General features: G+C 72.7%; 23 protein-coding genes and 1 riboswitch. Of the genes, 12 read left to right on the forward strand and 11 right to left on the reverse strand.

Annotated features, from left to right (window positions below; all coding sequences use genetic code 11):
- Window positions 1-3 precede the first annotated feature (3 nt).
- From OG214_RS29770 to OG214_RS29785, 4 genes are all read right to left on the reverse strand, one after another.
- On the reverse strand, window positions 4-1,647 hold the full coding sequence (locus OG214_RS29770) for a cobyric acid synthase (RefSeq protein WP_405986471.1): 1,644 nt from the start codon (window positions 1,645-1,647) through the stop codon (window positions 4-6).
- Window positions 1,644-2,711, reverse strand: coding sequence for a cobalamin biosynthesis protein (locus OG214_RS29775; RefSeq protein ID WP_363083313.1), 1,068 nt, complete (start codon window positions 2,709-2,711; stop codon window positions 1,644-1,646). Before OG214_RS29775 ends, OG214_RS29770 begins: the two co-directional genes overlap by 4 nt.
- Window positions 2,712-2,746: 35 nt before the next feature.
- A riboswitch (cobalamin riboswitch) is annotated at window positions 2,747-2,878 on the reverse strand.
- Between the two features lie 75 nt (window positions 2,879-2,953).
- On the reverse strand, window positions 2,954-3,160 hold the full coding sequence (locus OG214_RS29780; RefSeq protein WP_363083312.1) for a hypothetical protein: 207 nt from the start codon (window positions 3,158-3,160) through the stop codon (window positions 2,954-2,956).
- Between the two features lie 30 nt (window positions 3,161-3,190).
- Window positions 3,191-4,450, reverse strand: coding sequence for an inorganic phosphate transporter (locus OG214_RS29785; protein ID WP_363083311.1), 1,260 nt, complete (start codon window positions 4,448-4,450; stop codon window positions 3,191-3,193).
- Window positions 4,451-4,623: 173 nt separating this feature from the next.
- Between OG214_RS29785 and OG214_RS29790 the strand changes: the two genes are divergently transcribed.
- The 7 genes from OG214_RS29790 (at window position 4,624) to OG214_RS29820 (ending at window position 12,733) form a co-directional block, all read left to right on the forward strand.
- Complete coding sequence (locus OG214_RS29790) at window positions 4,624-5,286, forward strand: class II aldolase/adducin family protein (protein WP_405986472.1); 663 nt, start codon at window positions 4,624-4,626, stop codon at window positions 5,284-5,286.
- 101 nt (window positions 5,287-5,387) lie between these two features.
- On the forward strand, window positions 5,388-6,515 hold the full coding sequence (locus OG214_RS29795; RefSeq protein ID WP_405986473.1) for an alpha/beta hydrolase family protein: 1,128 nt from the start codon (window positions 5,388-5,390) through the stop codon (window positions 6,513-6,515).
- Between the two features lie 133 nt (window positions 6,516-6,648).
- Window positions 6,649-8,046, forward strand: a complete 1,398-nt coding sequence (locus OG214_RS29800) for a hypothetical protein (protein WP_382865586.1) — start codon at window positions 6,649-6,651, stop codon at window positions 8,044-8,046.
- 254 nt (window positions 8,047-8,300) lie between these two features.
- Window positions 8,301-9,224: a hypothetical protein gene (locus OG214_RS29805; protein ID WP_405986474.1), complete on the forward strand. Its 924-nt coding sequence runs from the start codon at window positions 8,301-8,303 to the stop codon at window positions 9,222-9,224.
- A gap of 98 nt (window positions 9,225-9,322) precedes the next feature.
- On the forward strand, window positions 9,323-10,921 hold the full coding sequence (locus tag OG214_RS29810; RefSeq protein WP_363085403.1) for an ABC-F family ATP-binding cassette domain-containing protein: 1,599 nt from the start codon (window positions 9,323-9,325) through the stop codon (window positions 10,919-10,921).
- Window positions 10,922-11,579: 658 nt separating this feature from the next.
- A complete protein-coding gene (locus OG214_RS29815; RefSeq protein WP_030753304.1) occupies window positions 11,580-11,801 on the forward strand; it encodes a helix-turn-helix domain-containing protein in 222 nt (73 codons plus the stop codon).
- 128 nt (window positions 11,802-11,929) lie between these two features.
- Window positions 11,930-12,733 (forward strand): enoyl-CoA hydratase/isomerase family protein, encoded by an 804-nt coding sequence (locus tag OG214_RS29820; protein ID WP_405986475.1) that lies wholly within the window; start codon window positions 11,930-11,932, stop codon window positions 12,731-12,733.
- Between the two features lie 92 nt (window positions 12,734-12,825).
- Here OG214_RS29820 and OG214_RS29825 read toward each other — a convergent pair whose 3' ends face one another.
- The 3 genes from OG214_RS29825 to OG214_RS29835 form a co-directional block, all read right to left on the reverse strand.
- Window positions 12,826-13,635 carry a family 1 encapsulin nanocompartment shell protein gene (locus OG214_RS29825; protein WP_363085401.1) on the reverse strand — a complete coding sequence of 270 codons (810 nt, stop codon included), beginning with the start codon at window positions 13,633-13,635 and terminating at the stop codon, window positions 12,826-12,828.
- Window positions 13,616-14,695: a Dyp-type peroxidase gene (locus OG214_RS29830; RefSeq protein ID WP_405986476.1), complete on the reverse strand. Its 1,080-nt coding sequence runs from the start codon at window positions 14,693-14,695 to the stop codon at window positions 13,616-13,618. Before OG214_RS29830 ends, OG214_RS29825 begins: the two co-directional genes overlap by 20 nt.
- Window positions 14,696-14,876: 181 nt before the next feature.
- Complete coding sequence (locus OG214_RS29835; protein WP_405986477.1) at window positions 14,877-15,620, reverse strand: hypothetical protein; 744 nt, start codon at window positions 15,618-15,620, stop codon at window positions 14,877-14,879.
- Window positions 15,621-15,713: 93 nt separating this feature from the next.
- On the opposite strand from OG214_RS29835, the gene OG214_RS29840 reads away from it, so the two are divergent.
- From OG214_RS29840 to amaP, 5 genes are all read left to right on the forward strand, one after another.
- On the forward strand, window positions 15,714-16,205 hold the full coding sequence (locus OG214_RS29840) for an Asp23/Gls24 family envelope stress response protein (protein ID WP_363086020.1): 492 nt from the start codon (window positions 15,714-15,716) through the stop codon (window positions 16,203-16,205).
- Between the two features lie 77 nt (window positions 16,206-16,282).
- On the forward strand, window positions 16,283-16,474 hold the full coding sequence (locus tag OG214_RS29845) for a hypothetical protein (RefSeq protein WP_363086019.1): 192 nt from the start codon (window positions 16,283-16,285) through the stop codon (window positions 16,472-16,474).
- A 6-nt stretch (window positions 16,475-16,480) separates the two neighbouring features.
- Window positions 16,481-16,831, forward strand: coding sequence for a hypothetical protein (locus tag OG214_RS29850; RefSeq protein ID WP_363086018.1), 351 nt, complete (start codon window positions 16,481-16,483; stop codon window positions 16,829-16,831).
- Window positions 16,828-17,580, forward strand: a complete 753-nt coding sequence (locus OG214_RS29855; RefSeq protein ID WP_405986478.1) for a DUF6286 domain-containing protein — start codon at window positions 16,828-16,830, stop codon at window positions 17,578-17,580. The genes OG214_RS29850 and OG214_RS29855 overlap by 4 nt, the downstream gene beginning before the upstream one ends.
- Window positions 17,581-17,584: 4 nt before the next feature.
- Entirely contained in the window at window positions 17,585-18,163 is a 579-nt protein-coding gene (gene amaP / locus OG214_RS29860) for an alkaline shock response membrane anchor protein AmaP (RefSeq protein ID WP_405986479.1), read from the forward strand.
- Window positions 18,164-18,245: 82 nt separating this feature from the next.
- On the opposite strand, the gene OG214_RS29865 is transcribed toward amaP, so the two are convergent.
- From OG214_RS29865 to OG214_RS29880, 4 genes are all read right to left on the reverse strand, one after another.
- Window positions 18,246-19,001, reverse strand: a complete 756-nt coding sequence (locus tag OG214_RS29865) for an SDR family oxidoreductase (protein WP_405986480.1) — start codon at window positions 18,999-19,001, stop codon at window positions 18,246-18,248.
- Window positions 19,002-19,005: 4 nt separating this feature from the next.
- Window positions 19,006-20,790 (reverse strand): glycoside hydrolase family 15 protein, encoded by a 1,785-nt coding sequence (locus OG214_RS29870; protein WP_405986481.1) that lies wholly within the window; start codon window positions 20,788-20,790, stop codon window positions 19,006-19,008.
- 85 nt (window positions 20,791-20,875) lie between these two features.
- Window positions 20,876-21,676 carry an SURF1 family protein gene (locus tag OG214_RS29875; RefSeq protein ID WP_405986482.1) on the reverse strand — a complete coding sequence of 267 codons (801 nt, stop codon included), beginning with the start codon at window positions 21,674-21,676 and terminating at the stop codon, window positions 20,876-20,878.
- A gap of 152 nt (window positions 21,677-21,828) precedes the next feature.
- Window positions 21,829-22,875, reverse strand: coding sequence for a DEDDh family exonuclease (locus OG214_RS29880; RefSeq protein ID WP_405986483.1), 1,047 nt, complete (start codon window positions 22,873-22,875; stop codon window positions 21,829-21,831).
- Between the last annotated feature and the right edge of the window lie 157 nt (window positions 22,876-23,032).

The following is a 23,032-nucleotide window of genomic DNA, read 5'->3' on the forward strand; positions in this document are numbered from 1 at the left end:
CGCTCACGGTGCCCCAGGAGGAATGAAGGGCAGCCCCGGCGGCGCCCCCTCCTCGATCAGCCGCAGCAGCGCGTCCGTGTCCGCGTGCTCCTCGATGAGGTCACCGAGAAGGTCGAGCTGTTCCTCGCGCAGCGCGCCGAAGCTCGTGTCGGGCGCGGGGACGAAACGCCGGCCCGCCGCCCGTGCCACCTCTGTCAGGAAGCGCCGCCGGAACGTGTCGCTCTCCAGCGCCCCGTGCCAGTGCGTGCCCTGGACCGCGCCCATCCGGCAGCCGTCCAGCGCCCGTCCGTCCGGGCCGGAGACAAAGGCGTCCCCGCCCCGCACCTCGGCGACCCCGTGATGGATCTCGTACCCCTCCACCGCCGCGCCGAGGGCCGTCCCGGACGGTCTGGCCAAGGTCTTCTCACGGGCGAACCGCACCCGTACGGGCAGCAGCCCCAGTCCGGCCACGGCGCCCGCCCGTGACTCCACCTCGTCGTCGATGTGCTCGCCGAGGATCTGATAGCCGCCGCAGATGCCCAGCACCGGACGCCCCTCGGCGGCCCGCCGCGCGAGCGCGTCGGCGAGCCCGCGCTCCCGCAGCCACGCCAGCGCCCTCACCGTGCCCCGGGTGCCGGGCACCACCACGAGATCGGCGTCGGCCAGTTCCTCGGGGCGGTCCACGAACCGCACGACGACACCCGGTTCGGCCGCGAGCGCGTCCACATCGGTGAAGTTGGACATCAGGGGTACGGCGCAGACCGCGACCCGCAGCACCTCCTCGCCGTACGGGGGAGCCACCAGGGACTCGCGCACGGCGCCGCGCAGCGAGATACGCAGTCCGTCCTCCTCGTCGATGCCCAGACCGTGCCGCCAGGGCAGCACCCCGAGCGTCGCCCGGCCGGTCAGCCCGCGCAGCATTTCAAGACCGGGCTCCAGCAGGGACACATCGCCCCGGAACTTGTTGACGAGATACCCCGCGACCAGTTCCTGGTCCTCCGGGCCCAGCAGCGCGGTCGTACCGAAGAACGAGGCGAAGACCCCGCCCCGGTCGATGTCCCCGACCACCACCACCGGCAGCCGCGCGGCCCGCGCGATCCCCATGTTCACGATGTCGGTACGGCGCAGATTGATCTCGGCCGGACTGCCCGCGCCCTCGCAGATCACGGCGTCATAGGTGGAGCGCAGCTCCTCCAGGCACTCCAGGACGGGCCCGAGCAGCGCCTCGCGCCGTCCACCGCGCAGCGCCTGCCCCGAAGTCGCCCCGCCCGCGGACGAGTTCCCGGCAAGGGCGTTCCCCGTGGCGGAGTTCTCCGGCGCGGTCCCCTCGGCGCTGCCGAAGAACCCCCTGGCACTCAGCTCACCCACCGGCCGTCCCATCAGCACCACTTGGCTGCTGCGGTCACCGCCGGGCTTCAGCAGGACGGGATTCATCAGCGCGGTCGGCTCCACCCGGGCCGCCTGGGCCTGCATCGCCTGCGCCCGTCCGATCTCCGCGCCCTCGCGCGTCACGAACGAATTCAGCGACATGTTCTGCCCCTTGAAGGGCGCGACCTTCACCCCACGGCGCACCAGCCACCGGCAGATCCCCGCCGTGACGACGCTCTTGCCCGCGTCCGAGGTGGTCCCGGCCACCAGAAGGCCCCCGCCGCGCCCGCCCCGGCTCATCCACGTCCCTTTCCCGTGGCCGCCGTACGGCGGCGCGTGTCCGTGGTACGGCGGCGTATCGCGCCGTACGCGAACCGGCCTGCGACACAGACCGCGAGGGCGTATCCGCTCACCCGGCGCGACAGGCGCACGGCCCGCTCGATGTCGGCCGTATCCACGGGCCGCCCCTCGCCGTTCAGTACGGGCCGGTGCTCCACCCGTCCGCCGTACGCGAGCGTCCCGCCGAGCCGTACGCCCAGCGCGCCCGCGAACGACGCCTCCACCGGGCCCGCGTTGGGGCTCGGATGCTTCCGCGCGTCCTGCCGTACCGCCCGCAGGGCCGCGCGCGGATCGCCGCCCGCCGCGGCGGCCAGCGCGGCGGTCAGCCGGGCCCCCGGCCAGCCGGCCAGGTCGTCGAGCCGGGCCGACGCCCAGCCGAACCGGCGGTACCGGGGGGACCTGTGGCCCACCATCGCGTCCAGCGTGTTCACGGCCCGGAATCCCACCAGCCCCGGCACCCCCGCGATCGCCCCCCACACCAGCGCGCCCACGACGGCGTCGGAGGTGTTCTCGGCGACGGACTCCACGACGGCGCGGGCGAGTTGCTGTCCGTCCAGTGCCTGCGGATCGCGCCCGCACAGCCGCGGCAGCCGCTCCCTGGCCAGCTCGATGTCCCCGGCGGTGAGCGCCGCGCCGATGGCGCGTGCCTCCCGGCCGAGCGAGGTGCCGCCGACGACGGACCAGGTGGCCAGGGCGGTCAGCGCGACGGAGGCGGCAAGGCTGCTCCGTACGGCCCGCGTGGCCCGTGTTGCCCGTACGGTCTCCGTACCCCGCGCGGCGACGATCGCGAGCCCTGCGGCGCCTCCGGCGCACACCAGGGTGTGCAGCGTGCCCCAGCCGCGGTGGTCGTGCCAGAGCATCCGCTCGACGGCCCCCGCCGCCCGGCCGAACGCGGCCACCGGATGGCCCCGGCGCGGATCGGCGAACACCTGGTCGCCCAGCAGCCCCAGGGCCGCGCCGTAGGCGAAGACCCGCTCGGCGGCCGAACCGCCGCCGCGCACGACGGCAGAACCGCAGCCAGGCATGGCGAAATGTCCTCACTCAGGGTCCGCGCCCCGGCTCGACGTGGTGCGGCGGCGAGAGTTCCTGGCTCCCGGGAGAAGACTCCCGGTGACAGTGGCGGGACCGCGCCGGATTCGCACCGGCTTCCTCTTCTGCCGCCGTAAATGGCCCCGGCAGTCCACCACGCCCCGCGAACAGCCGTCAACTCATCGCTGACCTGCGACGGGACAGTGTGCGAAGCCCCACATCGGCGGGTGGACCCGGGTCAGGCGACGATCAGCCAGATCCCGTACGCCACGGCCCCGGCGCACAGGGCGAAGCAGGCGTACGCGCCCGTGCGCGCCAGAGCCAGGGAGCCCGGCTCCCGCTTGGCGAGACCCACGACGCCCAGGGTGAACAGACCCACGAGGGCGACGGTCGCCACGAGACTGACCCCGAAGACCGCGCCGAGCGCTGCCCAGTCGATTTTCATACGTTCGCTCTTCCTTGGACCGTGGGGGGTTCAGACCGTGGCGGTGCGGGCGGGCTCACCGGAGCCGCCCGGAGGGGACGGAATGGTGGTCGACAGATCGTGCCCGGCACCGGCACCGGCACCGGCCGCTGTCGTGGTCGACGTGGTGACGGCCGTGATGCCGTCGGCCAGGATCCCGGCCTCGTCCTCGTCGACGTCGGTGACATTGGTGTGGTCGACCGGGCGGCGGCGCGAGGCGAGCCAGATGGCGCCGGAGAAGGCGAGGAGCAGTGCGGCGACCACCGAGACGCCCCAACTTCCCTGACCGGTCAGGAACTCCGCGCAGGCCGCGACCAGACCCGCGGCGGGCAGGGTCAGTCCCCAGGCGACGAACATCCGGGTGGCGGTGGACCAGCGGACCACACCCCCCTTGCGGCCGAGGCCCGCGCCCATCACGGCGCCGGAGCAGGACTGGGTGGTGGAGAGCGAGAAGCCGAGGTGCGAGGAGGCGAGGATGACGGTCGCGGCGCTGGTCTGGGCCGCGAAGCCCTGCTGCGGCCCGAGATCGGTGAGACCGGTGCCCATGGTGCGGATGATGCGCCAGCCGCCGAGGTACGTACCGAGCGCGATCGCCGTGCCCGCGGAGACGATGACCCACAGCGGGGGGTTGGAGCCGGGGGAGAGGACACCGCCGGTGACGAGCGCGAGCGTGATGACGCCCATGGTCTTCTGCGCGTCGTTGGTGCCGTGCGCCAGGGAGACCAGACCGGCGGAGGCGATCTGGCCCGCGCGGTAGCCCTTGGCGGTGGCCTTGTCGTCCGTGCGGCGGCCGATACGGTACGTCAGTCTGGTGGCGAGCAGCGCCGCGAGACCGGCGACGACCGGCGCGGCGAGCGCGGGGATCAGCACCTTGGTGATGACCACACCGCCGTTGACCCCGGAGGTGCCGACGGACATCAGGGTGGCGCCGATCAGTCCGCCGAAGAGGGCGTGGGAGGAGCTCGACGGGAGACCGACGAGCCAGGTGAGCAGATTCCAGAGGATGGCGCCGACGAGCGCCGCGAAGATCACTTCTGTCCGGATGCCGTTCTCGTTGATGAGCCCGCCGGAGATCGTTCTGGCGACCTCCACGGAGAGGAACGCGCCGACCAGATTCAGCACGGCGGACATGGCCACCGCGGTCTTGGGCTTCAGGGCGCCGGTCGAGATGGTCGTCGCCATCGCGTTGGCGGTGTCATGGAAACCGTTCGTGAAATCGAACACGAGCGCCGTCACGATCACGATCGCGAGCAGCAGTGTGATGTGTTCCATTTACCCAGGCAATCGTTCGACGTAGGGGGCCTCGGTGAACGTAGGGAGTCATGGTGAACGGAAGATGAACTGCGCAGGTCTTCGTGGTGTCTCAGGCTGACGTCGCATGGTTCTGTTCGGATGATCGGGAGAACGGTGCACGGTCCGCCGGGCACTCCTGGCAGGATCGCGGTATGACCGATCAGGAGAAACAGGACGCCATAGTCCGGGCCTGGCAGGACCTGGTGGACACCGCCCGCAGAACGGCTTCCGAGGGGCTCGTCGTCGGCACCTCGGGCAATGTCTCGGTGCGGGTCGGTGGAATCATCCTGGTGACGCCGAGCGGAATTCCCTATGAACAGCTCGGTCCTGAGGACGCCGTCGGGGTCGATCCGGACGGCCGGCAGGTCCTCGGCGCGTTCACCCCCACGAGTGAGCTGCCGCTCCATCTCTCGGTTTACCGGCACACCTCGGCGGCGGCCGTCGTCCACACCCACGCGGTGCACGCCACCGCCGTCTCCACGCTCGTGCCGGAACTGCCCGTGATCCACTACATGTCGGCGGCGTTCGGCGGCCCCGTCCGGGTCGCCCCGTACGCGCTGTACGGGACGGACGAACTGGCCGCGGGCATGCTCGCCGCCCTTCGCGACCGCACGGGCTGTCTGCTCCAGAACCATGGCACGGTGACCTACGGCGCCACCCTCGCGCAGGCCTACGACCGCACGGCCCAGTTGGAGTGGATGTCCCGGCTCTGGCTCACCGCCAGCGCGGTGCCGGGCCTTTCGCCCTCGCTGCTCTCCGAGGCCCAGCTCCAGGAGGCCGGGGAGAAGCTGAAGGGCTACGGCCAGGGGCGCTGACCATCGGCCGGGGCCGCCGGCCGTGACCGGTGACGGTCCGGCCCGACCCCGACGGACCGCGCCCGGTGGCCGGGGCGGGCGCGGGTGACGACACTGGGACCGTGCGCCCCGCAACAGCGACGGCAGCGGCCGTCTCCACCGTGATCGGCGTCGGCGCGGCCGCGGTCGCGGCCGGCCGGCTCGCCGGTGACGCCGCTCTGAAGGCGTCGCCGGGGCGGCCCCTGCCCGGCGACCCCCGGCTCACCGTGCACGCCACGGCCGCGGGGCAGATCGCCCTGACCCGCTGTCTCGCCTCCCTGCGCCCCGGTGTGTACGGGATCGGGAACCGGGACCTCCACGCGGTCGTCGGGCCCGTCCTGGAGGGCGTGCGGCACCCCGCCGACACCGTCGTACGGAGACTGGAGCGGGTCGACCACGGCACCCTCGTCCCGGGTATGCGGGTACGCCTCACCCCGCAGGTCCACACCGGCGACCCCACCACCGCGCTCGGCATCGACCACCGGGAGGAGCGGATCCCGGGCGAACTCGGCTTCCTGCCCGCCTGGTTCGTGCCGGGAGCGCGGGACACCTGGGTGATCACCGTGCACGGTCTGGGCACCACCCGTGAGCACCCCCTGAACGTCATGGAACTGCTGGCGGGACTCCAGGTCGCCGTGCTCGATCTCGCCTACCGGGGCGACCCCGGCGCCCCCAGCTCCCCGGACGGCCTCGGTCATCTCGGCGACTCCGAGTGGCGCGACCTCGACGCGGCGATCCGCTACGCCGTCCGCTACGGCGCGGAGCGGGTCATCCTGTACGGCTGGTCCACCGGCGCCACGATGGCCCTGCACGCCGCCGCGAACTCCGCGCACAGCGAGCGGATCTCCGGGCTGGTGCTCGACTCGCCCGTACTGGACTGGGAGGCCACCCTGAAGGCCCTCGCCACCGCCCGGCGCACCCCCACCGCGCTGCTGCCGCTCGCCGTCCGGGCGGCCCAGGGCAGGACCGGACTCCACGGCGGCCGGCTGCTCCAGGCCGCCGACCCGCGCAACCTCGATGTCCCGACGCTGATCATCCACGGCCCCGACGACACCCTCGCCTCCTGGGACCCCTCCCGCGAACTCGCCGCCCTGCGCCCGGGACTGATCGGTCTGCACGCCGTCGCGCACGCTCCGCACGCCGCGATGTGGAACGCGGATCCGACCGGTTACGAGGAGGCCCTGCGCCGCTTCCTCACCCCTCTCATGTAGCCGTCCAACTGGCCTCTTCCGCCCCGTACGCACCCTCGCCCGGACCCGTCCGCGCGGGCCCCTGTCCGCGTTCCGGTACCGACTGAACAGGTTCCGTTTGGGCTTTCGGGCGGTCACCGGGAAGACTGCTCCCGTGACGTCCCGAAAGCCTGATGAGCAATTGGCGCGCAACTCCAGACTCCGACTCGTCCGCCCGCGGCCGTTGACCACGGCCCGACGGGCTGTGACCGACGGACGCAACCGGCCGGCACCCCGGCCGCCCGAGGGCACTCCACCCCCCGCGGAGCTGGCCCGCCAGGCCAGGGAGGTCCTCGCCGACGCCGTACGGATCGCCCGCTGGGCCGCCGTCGACCGGGGCCCCGGCACGGGTCCCTTCGGCGCGTCCGCGCAGGCACGGGCCGCCGAAGCCCTGGAGTTGGCTCCGGAGCAGGTGCGCGCGGGCTGGGACCGGGCCAGGCTGGCCGGGCTCGTCGAGCTGCACGGCGGCACCGTACGGCCCGGCTGGCGGCTCCAGGCCTGGGACCGCGACGACAGCGCCGTCCAGCGTGGCTGGGTGGCCCTCTTCGACGCCTGGTCGCTCGTGCACCCGGCCCCCGAGGACGTCGAGGCCTCCACGGTCGCCGAGGTCGTCGAAGCCGTCCCCCAGGTGCTCTCCCTGCTCCAGCTCTCGGCCGGACCCGTGCTCGTACCGGCCCTGCTCGATCTGCTGCGGCAGCGCGTCGCCGAACTCCACGAGGAGCGCTGCGAGGTCCCCTACGGGCCACAGCCCGCGCCCGCCGAGCGCACGGCCCCCGAGCCGCCGGACGAGACCCTCCTGCCCCCGCTGCTCGACTGGGCCCTCGAAGGACTGGCCGCCGTCGGCGCGCTGACCCTGGGGGAGGGCCAGGCCACCCTCACCCCGCTCGGCAACTGGGCGGTCTGGGTCAAGCTGGAGCAGATCTGCGTCGCCGCCCAGAGCCCCGCGGGCAATATCGAACAGTCCGCCCAGCACATGCTGCGCGGCTGTGCCGGACTCACCCCGGGACCGGCCCGCGCCGAGTACCGCGCCTGGCTCGCCGCCCGGACCGTCGGCAGCGCCGTCACCGAACTGCTCACCGTCGCCCGTGGCGAGGACGCGCTCCTGCGCGGGCTGGCCTTCGAGGCGCTGCGCGTCGTCGGCGCCCCGGCCGAGGCGGGCGTACGGGCGGCGGCCGGCGAGTCCTCGCTGCGCCCCTACGCCCTGCTCTGGCTGGCGGAGTACGAGGGCGCCGACCCGGACGACGCGGCCGATGTCCTCACCCGCGAGGAGTCGACGTGGCTCTGGGTGGACACCGCGGCGGCCGTCGCCGACCACGGGGAGAGCGATCTGCTGGTCCGCCATCTCGACTCGGCCGTGCAGGGCAATGTGCCCGCCCTGCTGGACGAGGTCCGGGCCGTCGGCCATCCCCGTACCGTCCAGGTCCTGGTCGCCCTGGCCGCGGCACACCCCGATCCGGCCCTCGCCAAGGCCGTGCGCCGGGCCGCCTTCCAGGTGCACACCGGAGGCTCCTGACCCGTACGCCCGTACCGCCGTCCGCCCGGGGTGGTGGACGGTGGACGGCGGTACGGACCCGGCGGGGCCCCGCGCGCGAAGCCGCCGTCCCGCGCGGGCCCGCTGCCGAACGGGGGATGTGCCCGGCCCTGTCCGCCGTGTCGCGGCGGCTCCGGGTGCCGTCCGCGTGGTCCCTTATTACGCTCACGCCTGACCGAGGCGCACGCCGGGTCGAGACCGGTGGCACAGAAGAGCGAACAGGGACCGGGGGAACAGTGACCGTTCCGTCCACGACCGCGGCGCCGACCGTCCCGCCGCCCGCCCCGCACACCACGCCCGCCCCACCCGCCGCGACCCCCTCGCCCACACCCGGGAGCGACGGCACCGGGGACGGAGACGGGACCGGGGACGGAGACGGGACCGGGGGCGCCGTGGCCCGTACCACCGCCCGGCACCGGCGCGCACGGCGCGCCGCCCGGCTCGCGCTCGCCGTCTTCCCGGCCCTGTTCGCGCTCCCCCTGGTGACCGCCGCCCATCACTCCCGGCACGCCCCCTTCGGCGACCAGCTCACCGTCCACACCCCGCCTGCCCCCGCCCCGCCCGCCGCCCAGGACCCCGTACTGCGCACCGCGGGCCCGCGCGTCGAGGCACACGATCCGCGCTCCGGCGCACTGCGCTGGGTCCATGAGCGCTCCGGCCGCCGCCCGCTCGCGCTCGCCGCGGCGCCCGGCCACGCCTTCGCCCTCTGGAGCGACGGTCTGGTCACCGACACCGAGAGCGCCACCGGCCACGCCGTGCGCTGGCACCGCGCGCTCCCCGGGCTCGCCGACTGGCTGGCCGCCGCCCCCGGCCGGGGCACCGGAGTGCTCCAACTCCTCGACCCCGGGGCCCGGATGCTCGCCGTCGTCACCCCGCGCCGGATCACCGCGTACCGCACCGCCGACGGCGATCTGCGCTGGGTGCTGCCCGCCGTACGCGGCTGTGCCTTCGACCCGGCGCGCTCGGTCCGTACGGGCGGGGTCCTGCTCGTCGCCCAGCCCTGCGAGGGGAACTCCGCCTGGACGGCGGAGCTGAAGGCCGTGGACGGACTCGGCAGGATCGTGCCCGACCGCACCCCGCTCGGCAACGATCTCCCGGGCCACCGGCCGGCCGAGGGTACCGGCCCCCGGCAGCGGAAAGCATTCGCGCAGCCCGGTTAGACTGGGCCGCATGGCATTTCTCCTTGTGCATTAGCCGGCGTCGAAGACTCGCCTCCGCCTGCCCTCTTCCGCCGTCCATACCGCCCTGGAGTCTTTCCGTGATCACCGCAACCGGCGTAGAGCTGCGCGCCGGAGCCCGTGTCCTCATCGAGTCCGCCTCGTTCCGTATCGCCAGGGGGGACCGCATCGGTCTCGTCGGCCGCAACGGAGCCGGCAAGACCACCCTCACCAAGTGCCTCGCGGGTGAGGGCATCCCCGCCTCCGGCACCATCACCCGCTCCGGGGAAGTCGGTTATCTGCCGCAGGACCCCCGCACCGGCGATCTCGACGTCCTCGCCCGCGACCGAGTCCTCTCCGCCCGCGACCTCGACTCCGTGCTGAGGAAGATGCGCGAGAACGAGGAGCGGATGGCGAACGGCAAGGGCGCCACCCGCGAGAAGGCGATGAAGAGGTACGAGCGCCTGGAGACGGAGTTCCTCACCAAGGGCGGATACGCCGCCGAGGCCGAGGCCGCCACCATCGCCGCCGCGCTCGGGCTGCCCGACCGGGTGCTCGGCCAGCCCCTGCACACCCTCTCCGGCGGTCAGCGCCGCCGGGTGGAGCTGGCGCGGATCCTCTTCTCGGACGCCGACACCCTGCTGCTCGACGAGCCCACGAACCACCTCGACGCGGACTCGATCGTCTGGCTGCGCGACTACCTCAAGACCTACCGGGGCGGCTTCATCGTGATCTCCCACGATGTCGAGCTGGTCGAGACCGTGGTGAACAAGGTCTTCTATCTGGACGCCAACCGCGCCCAGATCGATGTGTACAACATGGGCTGGAAGCTCTACCAGCAGCAGCGCGAGGCCGACGAGAAGCGCCGTAAGCGCGAGCGCGCCAACGCGGAGAAGAAGGCCGCCGCCCTCAACTCGCAGGCCGACAAGATGCGTGCCAAGGCGACCAAGACCGTGGCCGCGCAGAACATGGCCCGCAGGGCCGAGCGGCTGCTGTCCGGCCTTGAGGAGGTGCGCCAGTCCGACAAGGTCGCCAAGCTGCGCTTCCCCGAACCCGCCCCCTGCGGCAAGACCCCGCTGACGGCCGAGGGACTCTCGAAGTCGTACGGCTCCCTGGAGATCTTCACCGATGTGGATCTCGCCATCGACAAGGGCTCCAGGGTCGTCATCCTCGGTCTCAACGGAGCGGGCAAGACCACCCTGCTCCGGCTGCTGGCCGGGGTGGAGAAGCCGGACACCGGACAGGTGACCCCGGGCCACGGTCTCAAGCTGGGCTACTACGCCCAGGAGCACGAGACGCTCGACCCGGAGCGCTCGGTCCTGGAGAACATGCGCTCGTCGGCGCCCGATCTCGATCTGGTCGAGGTCCGCAAGACGCTGGGTTCCTTCCTCTTCTCCGGTGACGATGTCGACAAGCCCGCCGGTGTGCTCTCCGGCGGTGAGAAGACCCGGCTCGCGCTCGCCACCCTGGTCGTCTCCTCGGCCAATGTGCTGCTGCTCGACGAACCGACGAACAACCTGGACCCGGCCAGCCGCGAGGAGATCCTCGGCGCGCTGCGTACGTACAAGGGCGCGGTCATCCTCGTCACCCACGACGAGGGCGCCGTCCACGCGCTGGAGCCGGAGCGGATCATCCTGCTGCCCGACGGGGTCGAGGACCTCTGGGGCGCGGACTACGCGGATCTGGTCGCGCTCGCCTGACGGCCTGGCGGCGGTCCGCCGGGTTGACCGCCGGAGTGGCCTGCCCGGCGACCGCCCGTCGGCCCGCCGTGCGGACAACCGCCGGCCCGGCGTATGGCCGCCGCGTATGGCTGCCCGTGCGCGACGGTCGCGTGTGGCCGCCCGCGCGCGGCCGTCGTGCGACGGCCGGGTGGTCCCCTCCGTGGCCGCCGGATGATCTGCCGTACCGACCGCCGGGTGGCCCGTGGGGTGCCCGGCGAGTGATCCATGGGCGGTCCGCGGACCGGTGCGCAGGGCGCCCGCGGCCGTGTTCCAGGGGCGGTCCCGCCCCGGTCCCGCCCCGGTCCCGACCGTGATCCACTCCGTATGGATCATTCGGCTCAGCGGTGATCCATCATCTGAGTGAGTGCGTCTCGTACTGTCGGCGTGCCGCGCGACGGAGAGTGCTGTTGGACACATTATCCGCGCCACTCTTGCCGGTACGCCGCTGACCTGGCACTTCGACCGGTATCCCGACTCTTGTCCCCTACAGCCATGACCGGAATCGGGGAATCCGGTCGCGCTGGAAGCTTGAACTCTGCCAAAGCTTGTCGTACGGACCTTGCCGAATGGGTGGCCAGGAGGCCCGTAAGGGGTGATCATGAGAAGTCCAGAGCGCACTTCCCATGAGGAGGCACGGGTGGCCGAGACTCTGAAGAAGGGCAGCCGGGTAACCGGCGCCGCGCGCGACAAGCTCGCGGCAGACCTGAAGAAAAAGTACGACAACGGTGCGAGCATCCGGGCGCTGGCCGAGGAAACGGGCCGTTCCTACGGATTCGTTCACCGGATGCTCAGCGAGTCCGGAGTCACGCTGCGGGGACGTGGCGGAGCGACGAGAGGCAAGAAGGCCGCTTCGGCCTGACGCCCGCGTGCGCTCCTCATGGTCACCGGTTCGGACGGTGGCCACCCGGGTCGATCACGCGATCGCCCAGGTGGTTACTGTGCAGTCACTTGGCTCGATGCCCTGACTGCCCGGACCGGAGGCGCGGTATGACTTCGCTCGAATCAGTACACGAAACAGTGCTCGACAAGGACGGCGTACGGCTCACCGTCGAGGACGCGATCGCCACGGTGACCCTGACCAACCCGGCCAAGCGCAACGCCCAGTCTCCCGCTCTGTGGCGGGCGTTGAGGGAAGCCGGCAGGTCGCTGCCGGGCAGTGTGCGGGTCGTGGTGCTGCGTGGTGAGGGCAAGTCCTTCTCCGCGGGGCTCGACCGGCAGGCGTTCACCCCCGAGGGGTTCGACGGGGAGCCGTCCTTCCTGGATCTCGCGCGGGGTTCCGACGCGGACCTCGACGCGGCCATCGCCGAGTACCAGGACGGCTTCGTCTGGCTGCGCCGCAACGACATCGTGTCGGTCGCGGCCGTCCAGGGGCATGCCGTCGGCGCCGGTTTCCAGCTCGCCCTCGCCTGCGATCTCCGGGTCGTGGCGTCGGACGCGCAGTTCGCCATGCGCGAGACGAGTCTGGGGCTGGTCCCGGATCTCACCGGCACCCATCCGCTGGTGGGACTCGTGGGCTATGCCCGTGCGCTGGAGATCTGCGCCACGGGCCGCTTCGTCCAGGCCGACGAGGCCGAACGTACCGGGCTCGCCAATCTCGTGGTGCCCGTCGACGAACTCGATGCGGCCGTCCAGGATCTGGCGGGCGCGCTGCTGGCCGCGCCGAGGGACGCGGTGATCGAGACCAAGGCGCTGCTCCGGGGCGCGGCCGGCCGCTCCTTCGAGGACCAGCGCGCGGCCGAGCGCGCGGCGCAGGCCCGGCGGCTGCGCGATCTGGCGGGGCTCGCGGACTGACGCGGCCGGTACGCCGGTACGCCGGTGTGCCCGAGCGGACTCACGGCCGCGATCCGTCCCATGATCGCGGCCGGTCTGACGCGCGGTCGGTCTCACAGCTGCGGTGTCGCGGTGAGTGCCACCGCGGCCTCGCCCGTGTACATCAGGAAGGTCAGCGTCTCCTGGAAGTAGAGCCGTACGCTCGTGTCGTCGTGGGACAGATAGCCGATGGACACGTCCTGACCGAGACGCAGCTCGAAGTCGCCGCCCCGCGTGGACAGCAGGAAGGCACCGTCGATGGCGGGCGCCCAGACGATCCCGCCGTCCAGCACCCGGTCGATGTGCCGGTGGATCGGATAGCCGTGGTCGGACGTCTCGTTCACGGCGGTGTACGCGCCGGCGCTGAGGGCGAGGGTGTACGGACCGCCGACGCCCGCCAGCCGGAGCGTGGACACGGCCTGGCTGATGGCGTCCGGATAGTCGCGCACCTCGGCGGGGAGGGTCAGCTCCGGATTGGACGTGCTCTGCCGGATACCCGCGATGCCCGCCGCCCCGTACCCCTCGAAGACCGCGCGGTCCTCGGCGAACGCTATCTTCCGGGCCGCGTCCTTCACCGGCTGCCAGTCCGCGTCCTTCGCGCCGCGCTCGACATCGTCCACCTGCCGGCGGTCGACCGTGAACGGCACCCGTAGCTCGACGAGCGGCCGTGACGCGCGTCGGTGGGCGACGACCCCGTCGGCGGGCGGATCGACGGGGTCGAGATGGCCGGTACCGATCGCCGCCGTCGTGACTCCGAGGGACTCGGGCACATCGACGATCCGGCGGGCGGCCACATGGCGCTCGAAGGTGCGGCGCGCCTCCTCCTCCAGGTCCGCCCACGCGGCATCGGAGATGGGCGCCAGTTCACGGTGCAGGTTCTTCATCGGGGATGCTCCTCTTCAGGTCGCCGATCCCGAGCGAGCCGTCGGTCCTCGGTGCGCTGCCGACCAGGGTTTCCCCGGCCTCCTCCGCCTCCTCCGTCTCCGTCCCCGCTCCGGGCGGGTCCGGCGGATCGTCGAGGAAGTCGGCGCTGGGCGCGAAGAACAGCGTGCCGGTCACGGCGGTGGAGAAGTCCAGGATCCGGTCGTGGGTGGCCGGCGGACTGCCGAGAAACATGTTCTCCAGCATCTGCTCGGTGACATCGGGGGTACGGGCGTAACCGATGAAGTACGTGCCGAACTCACCGCGCCCCACGCTGCCGAAGGGCATGTTGTCGCGGAGGATCTTCCGCTCGGTGCCGTCGGGGTCCGTGATCGTGTTCAGCGCGACATGCGAGTCGGCCGGTTTGACGTCGTCGGCCATCTCGATGTCGGAGAGTTTCGACCGGCCCATCGCCCGCTCCTGCTCCTCGACGGGCAGGGCGTTCCAGGCGTCCAGATCGTGCAGATATTTCTGCACGATCACATAGCTTCCGCCGCTGAACCCGGCGTCCTCGTCGCCGATCAGCACCGCGGCCCGCGCCACGGGACCGACGGGATTCTCCGTCCCGTCGACAAAGCCGAGCAGGTCGCGTACGTCGAAGTACTTGAAACCATGGACCTCGTCGCGGACCGTCACGGCGCCGCGCAGCCGCTCCATGATCTGGGCGGCCAGACCGAAACAGAGATCGAGCCGCGCCGCCCGGACATGGAAGAGCAGATCGCCGGGGGTGGACACCGCGCGGTGTCCCGTCGGTCCGACGAGTTCACGGAAGGGATGCAGCCCGGCCGGGCGCGGTCCGCCGAACAGCCGGTCCCAGACCTGTGAGCCGATACCGGTGACCACGCTCAACTGCCCGTCGGGCGCCCGGAAACCGACCGCGCGCTGGAGCCCCGCCAGATCGGGCAGCAGTTCCCGCACGACCGGCTCGCCGCCCGGGTCCACCGTCACCACCAGGAAGATGGCCGCACCCGTCAGAGGGCTCAGCACCGGCTGCGGGATCACCTCCGGGACGGGACCGGCCATGGCCGCCTGCCTCCTCCGCCGCTCGTCGTGGGCCGCCGCGCCGACCGGTACCCCGGTCTGACCTGCACCATTGTCCTGGGCGGGGAGCGGCACCGCATCCCGTGGCCGGGCCGCCCCGCGCGGCCCGGGGCGGCCGGGGCCCGGCTACGGGCGGGGCCCGGCCACGGGCGGGGCGGAGATCTCAGGGCGTCACATTCACCGCCGTGATCAGCACCCCCACCGAGGGACCGCCCGGCACGCGCGCCGCGACCCTCTTCCGTACCACCCGTGCCACCTCCAGCGGGCGGTGCCCCGCCGCCGTCGCCAGCTCGATCCGGACATGCCCGGGAGAGCCGGTCACCGCGTTGCCCAGCGTCCGGGTCAGACAGGCGACACCGGGCACCGAGGCGGCCGTCAGCGCGGGTTCACCCTCCGGGGTGGCGGCCCATAGCTCGAACGGCCCTGCCGGCCCGGCCGGTTGCACAGGCCCCGCCGCCCCCGCCGCTTCTGCCGAGGGCTCCGCCGCCGGGTCCAGCAGGGCCGTCACCCGCAGATCGATCTCCGCGATCCGCAGTCCCAGCCGCTTGGTCGCGCAGGCGAACAGCACCGCGCGCAGCCGGTCGGCCACGACGGGCAGGGGGGCGTCCGTCATATCCGTGAACCGCTCGCCGAACTCCGCCTCGATACGGAGCTGTCCGGGCGGCAGCGCGCTGGGCGGCGGCGGTACGAGGGACTTCTCCACCGTGCCCGGATCCGCGGGGGAGAGCCGCACCGCGCCCAGCACGGTGCCCGGCACCGCGGCCGCCGCCCCCCGGAGTTCCGCCGCCGCCGCGCGTTCCGCCAGCCATGTCCCGTCGGCGGCGCCGCCCAGCGGAAGCAGTCTGCCCAGGTCGAGCCGCCGGCGTACCGCGGCCGTCCAACTGTCGGAGTCGTGCGCAGTCGTCATTCCACCAGCCTGCCGCATCCGTGGCGCGGTACGGGGAAAGCGGACCTAGTCTGAGGAACGGAGTCTCCCGCCGCCCGGAAAGGATGAATGGCGATGTCGGACAGCACACCCCGCAACCAGTCAGCGCCTTTTGCCACGGAACCCTCGGGCGACGACGGGAGGAAGCCGTCCGTCACCAAGCGCGGTGGAGGCCCTCCCGCCACACGTGGACGTACCACCATCGCCGACGGTGTGGTGGAGAAGATCGCCGGGCTCGCGGCCCGCGACGTACTGGGCGTGTACGCCCTGGGCAGCGGTATGTCCCGTACCTTCGGCGCGGTGCGCGAGCGGGTCCCCGGCACCACCAGATCCGTCAGCCGGGGGGTGAAGGCCGAGGTGGGAGAGGTCCAGACGGCGCTCGATCTGGAGATCGTCGTCGACTACGGCGTCTCGATCACCCAAGTGGCCGCCGCCGTGCGGGAGAACGTCATCGCCGCGGTCGAGCGGATGACGGGCCTGGAAGTGGTCGAGGTCAATATCGCGGTCAGTGACGTCAAGCTGCCCGACGAGGAAGATGACGAGGACCAGGACGCGCGGGTCCAGTAGGCCGTGACCGGCGTGACGGCCGTGACCGGCGGAGCGACCGGCCCGGGGGCGGAAGAGCAGCGGAAGAGGAGCGCACGATGAGCATGGCGATGGTCGGCCTGTTGGCCGGTATGGCGCTCGGTTTCGCCGGATACTTCGGCGGCTTCGGTGCCTTTGTGCTGGTGGCCGCGTTGGGGGCGATCGGCTTTGTGGCAGGGCGGTTCGCCGACGGCGATCTCGAACCCGGCGACTTCTTCCGTAACCGCGACCGCGACGACCGGCGGCGGTGATCCCGCGTGGCCGGTGACGGGGTGGTGGCGGCCGCCGAGCGCGGGGCGACCACGATCGCCGACCGGGTCGTCGCGAAGATCGCCGCGCAGGCGGCGCGCGAGGCGCTCCAGGGCGTACCGGACGGCGGCTCCGCGCCGCACGCCACGGTCACGGTGCGCCGTGACATCGCGCAGGTACGGGTCGGGGTCGAGCTGGACTACCCCTCCGACATCGGTACGCAGTGCGGCGCGGTACGGCTCAGGGTCGCCCAGCGGGTCAGGGCCCTGGCGGGTCTGGAGGTACCCGAGGTGGTGGTGAGCGTCGAGCGGCTGCACTCCGTTCAGTCGCGTCTGACGGCACAGGGGAGGGTCCGGTGAGCGATCCGGCGAAGGGCCCGGCGAACGGTCCGGCCGAGGATCCGTCGGAAGAGCGGGCGGGCGGGCCTGCGGGCGGTCCGGCGGCCGGGGGAGCCGGGAAGGATCCGGCACAGGGCGACGGACCGGGCGGTCCGGCCGCTCTCGATCTGTCGGCCTCCGCCACCCGCTACGAGCCGCGGCCTACGCTCACCGGCGAGGCGTACCACAGGGCCGGGCGCTTCTGGTCCGCCCGCCGTTTCCCCGCGGCGCTGACCGCCCTGGTCGTCCTGGGCGCCGCCGGTCTCCTGCTGTACGACATCGCGGCGGTACGGGCCGGCCAGCGGGCGATGGACTGGCGCCGCAGGCTCGCCGACGAACTCGCCCGGCGGCCCCTGGACGACACCTGGATGCTGGTCGCCGCGTGTGTCGCGATGGCGCTCGGGCTGTGGCTGATCGCGCTCGCCCTCACACCGGGGCTGCGGCGGGTGCTGCCGATGCGACGGGACGTCGCGGACGTACGCGCCGGGCTCGACCGGGACGCTGCCGCGCTGGTACTGCGCGACCGGGCCATGGAGGTCTCCGGGGTGCGGTCCGCGCGGGTACGGGTCGGCCGCTCCAGGGTGCGGGCGCGTGCCCTCTCCCACTTCCGTGAAATCGACTCCGTACGGGCCGATCTGGACGAGGTACTGGCCACCGGCATCGGCGAACTCGGTCTCGCGAGGCCGCCCTCGCTGACGGTCCGGGTCCGCAGGCCGGTGAAGAAGGGGTGACGGGATGATCCGGGTGGTCAACCGTGTGCTGCTGGCGCTGATCGGCCTGGCGCTGCTGTGCGCGGGTGGTCTGGTGCTCGCCCGGGGACTGGGGTGGGCGGTACCGTCCTGGTGGCCGTACAGCGGGCCGCACGACGTCCTGCTCAGCCGCGCCGACCGGGAGCGCTACCGCACCGACGGCTGGTGGTGGCCGGCCGTCATCGCCGGTCTCGCGGTCGTGGTGGTCCTGGCGCTCTGGTGGCTGCTGTCCCAGCTGCGGCGGTCCCGGCCGGCGGAGGTGCTGGTCGACAGCGGCGACGGACAGGGCGCGCTGCTGCGCGGGCGCGCGCTGGAGAGCGTGCTGGAGGACGACGCGGAGTCCCTCGACGGTGTGGCGCGCGCCAAGGTACGCCTCATGGGCCGCCGTTCGGGCCCGTCGGCCCGGATCCGGCTGCTCCTGGAACCCCACGCGTCGCCGCGCCGGTCGGTGAACCGGCTCACGGACGAGGCACTGACCCATGCCCGTGACTCGACGGGCCTGGCCGCGCTCCCGGCGGAGGTCCGCCTTCGCGCGGCCCGGCACGGCGCGGAACGCGTCACCTGATCCGGGACCGTACGGCCGGGGCCACCCGCCCCGGCCGTACCGGGCCTCGCCGTACCCCGCCTGGGCGTACCGAGCCTCGCGGTCAGAAGCCGTGGCGGGTGCCGCCGTCCACCGGGAGCATGATGCCCGTCAGATACGACGCCGCCGGCGAGAGCAGGAACGCGGCCGTTCTGCCGAACTCCTCCGGCTTTCCGTACCGCCGCAGCGGTATACGGGACTCCTGCGCCGCCCGTGCCGCCGCCGCGTCGCCCGACAGCGCGTCCAGCTCGCGCATCCGGTCCGTGTCGATACGCGACGGCAGCAGGCCCAGCACCCTGATCCCGCGCGGGCCGAGTTCGTACGCCAGGGACTTCGCGTAACCGGCCAGCCCGGGGCGCAGACCGTTCGAGATCGCCAGACCCGGGATCGGCTCATGGACCGAGGCCGACAGGACGAAGCCGATGACTCCTCCCTCGCCCAGCTCCGCCGCCGCCGCGCGCGCCAGCCGTACCGCTCCCAGGAAGACCGACTCGAACGACGCCCGCCACTGTTCGTCCGAATTGGCCGTGGGGTATCCCGGCGGCGGGCCGCCGACACTGATCAGGATGCCGTCGAAGCCCCCGAACTCGGCGCGCGCCGTCCGTATCAGACGCTCCGCCAGGGCCGGGTCCGCGTTGTCCCCGGCAACCCCGTGCGCGCCGGGGCCGATCGCCGCCGCGGCCTCGCTCACACTCCTCTCGTCCCGCCCGGAGACGACGACCTTCGCGCCGTCCGCCACCAGCGCCTCCGCGGTCGCCCGGCCGAGCCCCCGTGACGCGCCCGTCACGACATAGACACGGTCCTTCAGTCCAAGATCCATGGCCCTATCCTGCCGTGTGCTCCCCGGCGAGCGTCAGAGCGGTCACCACCAGACCGATATGGCTGAACGCCTGCGGGAAGTTGCCGAGCTGCCGCCGTGCCACCGGGTCGTACTCCTCCGAGAGCAGCCCGACATCGTTGCGGAGCGCGAGCAGCCGCTCGAACAGCTCCTTCGCCTCCTCCGTACGCCCCGTCAGATGCAGCGCGTCGGCCAGCCAGAACGAGCAGACCAGGAACGTCCCCTCCGTGCCCGGCAGTCCGTCCACGCCCGGCCCCGTCACGCTGTAGCGGCGCAGCAGACCGTCCTGGCCCAGCTCCGCCCGTACGGCGTCGACCGTGCCGATCACCCGCGGATCGTCCGGCGGCAGAAACCCGACCCGGGGGATGAGCAGTGTCGCCGCGTCCAGTTCGGCGGAGCCGTACGACTGCGTGAAGGTGTTCCGCTCCGGGTCGTACCCCCGCTCGCACACCTCCCGGTGCACCTCGTCCCGCATCGCCCGCCACCGGTCCGCCTTCCCGGCGAAGCGCGGATTGCGCTCCAGCGTCCGTACGGCCCGGTCGGCGGCGACCCATGCCATCACCTTGGAGTGCACGAAGTGCCGGCGCGGTCCCCGTACCTCCCACAGCCCCTCGTCCGGTTCGCGCCACTTCGACTCCAGGAAGCCGAGCAGCGTCAGTTCCAGACTCCAGGCATGCGGTTTCGGCGGCAGACCCGAGGTCCGTGACACATGGAACGAGTCGATGACCTCCCCGTACACATCGAGCTGGAGCTGGTCGACCGCGCTGTTGCCCGTACGGACCGGGGAGGAGCCCGCGTAACCGCTCAGCCAGGGCAACTCGCTCTCCGGCAGCCGCCGCTCACCGGCCAGGCCGTACATGATCTGGAGATCGGCCGGATCACCCGCCACCGCGCGCAGCAGCCAGTCCCGCCAGGCCGCCGCCTCCTCCAGATAGCCGACCGACAGCAGCGCCCCCAGCACGAGTGTCGAGTCCCGCAGCCAGCAGTAGCGGTAGTCCCAGTTGCGTACGCCGCCCAGCTCCTCCGGCAGGGAGGTGGTCGGCGCGGCGACGATGCCGCCCGTCGGGCCGTACGTCAGCGCCTTGAGCGTGATGAGCGAGCGCATGACGGCGGCGCGGTTCGGGCCCTCGTACCGGCAGCGCGCCGACCAGACGGCCCAGTCCTCCAGACACTGCGCCAGCGCCTCGAACGGATCGGCGAGCGGCGGGCGCTCCTCGTGCGAGGGGTGCCAGGTGAGGACGAACGCCACACGCTCGCCCGCGGCGACGGTGAACGACGAGCGGGTGCTGTAGTGCTGGCCCCAGGTCCTGACCTCGGGTTCGCTGCGCAGCCAGACGGAGTCGGGACCCGCGACCGCGAGCCGGTGCCCCTCCTCGCGCCGCATCCAGGGCACGACGGAACCGAAGTCGAAGCGCAGCCGGAGCGTGCCGCTCATCTCCACCGAGCCGCTGACGCCCTCGATGATCCGCACGATGTCGGGGGCCACCTCGCGCTGCGGCATGAAGTCGATGACCTTGACCGTGCCGGTGGGGGTCTCCCACACGGATTCGAGCACCAGCGTCTCACCCAGATAGCCACGCCGTGTGCAGTCGCCCGCGTCCACGGGGGCGATCCGCCAGTGGCCGTTCTCCTGGTCGCCGAGCAGCGCGGCGAAGCAGGCCGCCGAGTCGAAGCGAGGAAGGCACAGCCAGTCGATGGAGCCGTTCCTGCCGACCAGGGCGGCGGTCTGGAGATCGCCGATGAGTGCGTAGTCCTCGATGCGTTGGGTCACGCAAAGGGCTGTTCCCGGCGCGCGGAACGGCTAAGCAGGCGCGGCGGGGAGGCGGGCGGGGGTTCCCGCCCGGGTCCTCGGACGGTCAGGCCGTGGCGGGCGCGCGCTCCGGCTCGGACTCGGGCGCGGCCCGCCCGGCCGCCGCCGCACGGTCGCGCAGCTCACGGCGGACGAGGATCACCCAGCCGACGGGCACGGCGGCGGCGAACAGCCACCACTGGACCGCGTACGCCATATGAGGCCCGATCGAGCTGTCGTCGGGGGTCGGGATCTGCTCGGGAGAGCCACCGGCCGGCACGGGAGCGGTCTGCTCGACATAGCCGCCGAGGACGGTGCGTCCGATGGCCTTCTGCTGCCGCTCGCTGTTGATCAGCATGACCTGGCGGGGAGGCAGGTCCTGTACGTCCCTGATCCCGGTGGCCGCCGCCGTCTCGTCGGCCTTCAGCCGGCCGGTGACGGTGACCTCGCCCTTCGGCGCGGCGGGGATGTCGGGGAAGGCCCGCTGGTCGCCGGTGGACGGGATCCACCCCCGGTTGACGACCACGGCCCGGCCGTCGCTGAGGATGAGCGGGGTGAGGACGTGATAGCCGACCTGGTCGTCGGCGGAGGTCCTGCGGCGTACGACGACCTCGTCCGCGGTGTCGAATCTGCCGGTGGCGGTGACCGTGCGCCAGTAGTCCGCGCGCGGGACGGTGTGTCCGGGGGAGGTCAGCTCCTCGACCGGGACGGGCTTCGCCTTGAGGTTGTCCGAGATCAGGGTGTTCTGGGCGACCCGGTGCTCATGCCGGTGGAGCTGCCAGAAACCCAGCTCGATCATCGCGGGGATGAGGGCGAGAGCGAGCAGGGTGAGGATCACCCACTGCCGGGACAACAGGAAGCGGTACACACCATCGACCGTACCCGGCGGCCGGTGGCCGCCGGACGGCGGGTGGGTTCTGGACGATGGGGGGTGTTCCGGACAGGCCGCGCGGGCCAGGGCCCGGAGCGGCGGCGGGCGTGGCGGACGGAAGGCGGGTGTGCCCTTCCTCCACTCGGCCTCTACTCGGCGCCGGGCGCGGAGGCAGGCGCGGGGGCGGTGGCGGGGACGGGCTCGGTGGCGGGCGCGGGGATGGAACCACGCGCCGGTGCCACGTCCCGGAGGAGCTGGGTGAAGGCCGCCTCGTCGATCACCGGCGTGCCGTACGACGCCGCCTTGACCGTCTTGGACGTCGAGGACCCGGGGTCATTGGTCACCAGCAGACTCGTCAGCCGGGACACACTGGACGCCACATGCAGCCCCGCCTCCACGGCCCGGTCCTCCAGCAGCTCGCGGTCGACCGAGGTGTCGCCCGAGAACGCCACCCGCATCCCCTGCATCAGCGCCCCGCCCGGCTCGTACCGCCCGGGGTTCGGATACGGGCAGGCGGGCCGCTTGCGGGAGGGCCGCCAGCTCGTCTGCCGATAGGTGGGCTGATAGCCGACCCGGGGCCGCGCCGGGGCGTCCGACCACTCGGTGAGCGGCAGGCACTCCAGCAGCGGCAGCCGCACGCCCCCGCGCGCGGCGGCGTGCAGACTCGGACGGAACGCCTCGGCCAGCACGCGCGCGTCGTCGAGCGCGTGGTGCGCGCGCTGCTGTACGACACCGAAGTGCGCGGCGAGCGACTCCAGTTTGTGGTTGGGCAGGGGCAGTCCGAGCTCCTTGGAGAGCGCGATGGTGCACAGCCGCTGCCGGGTGGGCGCGGTCCGCGCCGCGCGCGCGTACTCCCGGGCGATCATCGACCAGTCGAAGATCGCGTTGTGCGCCACGAGCACCCGGCCGTCGAGCCGCTCGGCCAGCTCACCGGCGACCTCGGGGAAGAGCGGGGCGTCGGCGAGCACATCGGTCGTCAGACCATGGATCCACACGGGCCCCGGGTCGCGCTCCGGGTTGACCAGTGTGTACCAGTGGTCCTCGACATCGCCCCGCGCGTCCAGACGGTAGACGGCAGCGGACACTATCCGGTCGTCGCGTGCGAGTCCGGTGGTCTCCACGTCGACGACCGCGTACCCCTCGGGGTAGGCGGCCGGCCACATCGCTGAAGTCGTATGGTCGTCGAGCATGGTCACAGAGAATACGGGCCGGGACTGACAGAGCTGACGCCTGGTCGGCCGGTACCACACCCTCACCCACCCCTCGCCGCCCGACGGCCCGGCGTACCGTCAAGGATGCTTATGGGTACGGCGCCTGTAGGAGCACCGGGCGCACGGGACGACGCCGGGCCGG

The organism is Streptomyces sp. NBC_00872, assembly GCF_045161915.1.
In the GTDB taxonomy this organism is placed as follows: Bacteria; Actinomycetota; Actinomycetes; order Streptomycetales; family Streptomycetaceae; genus Streptomyces.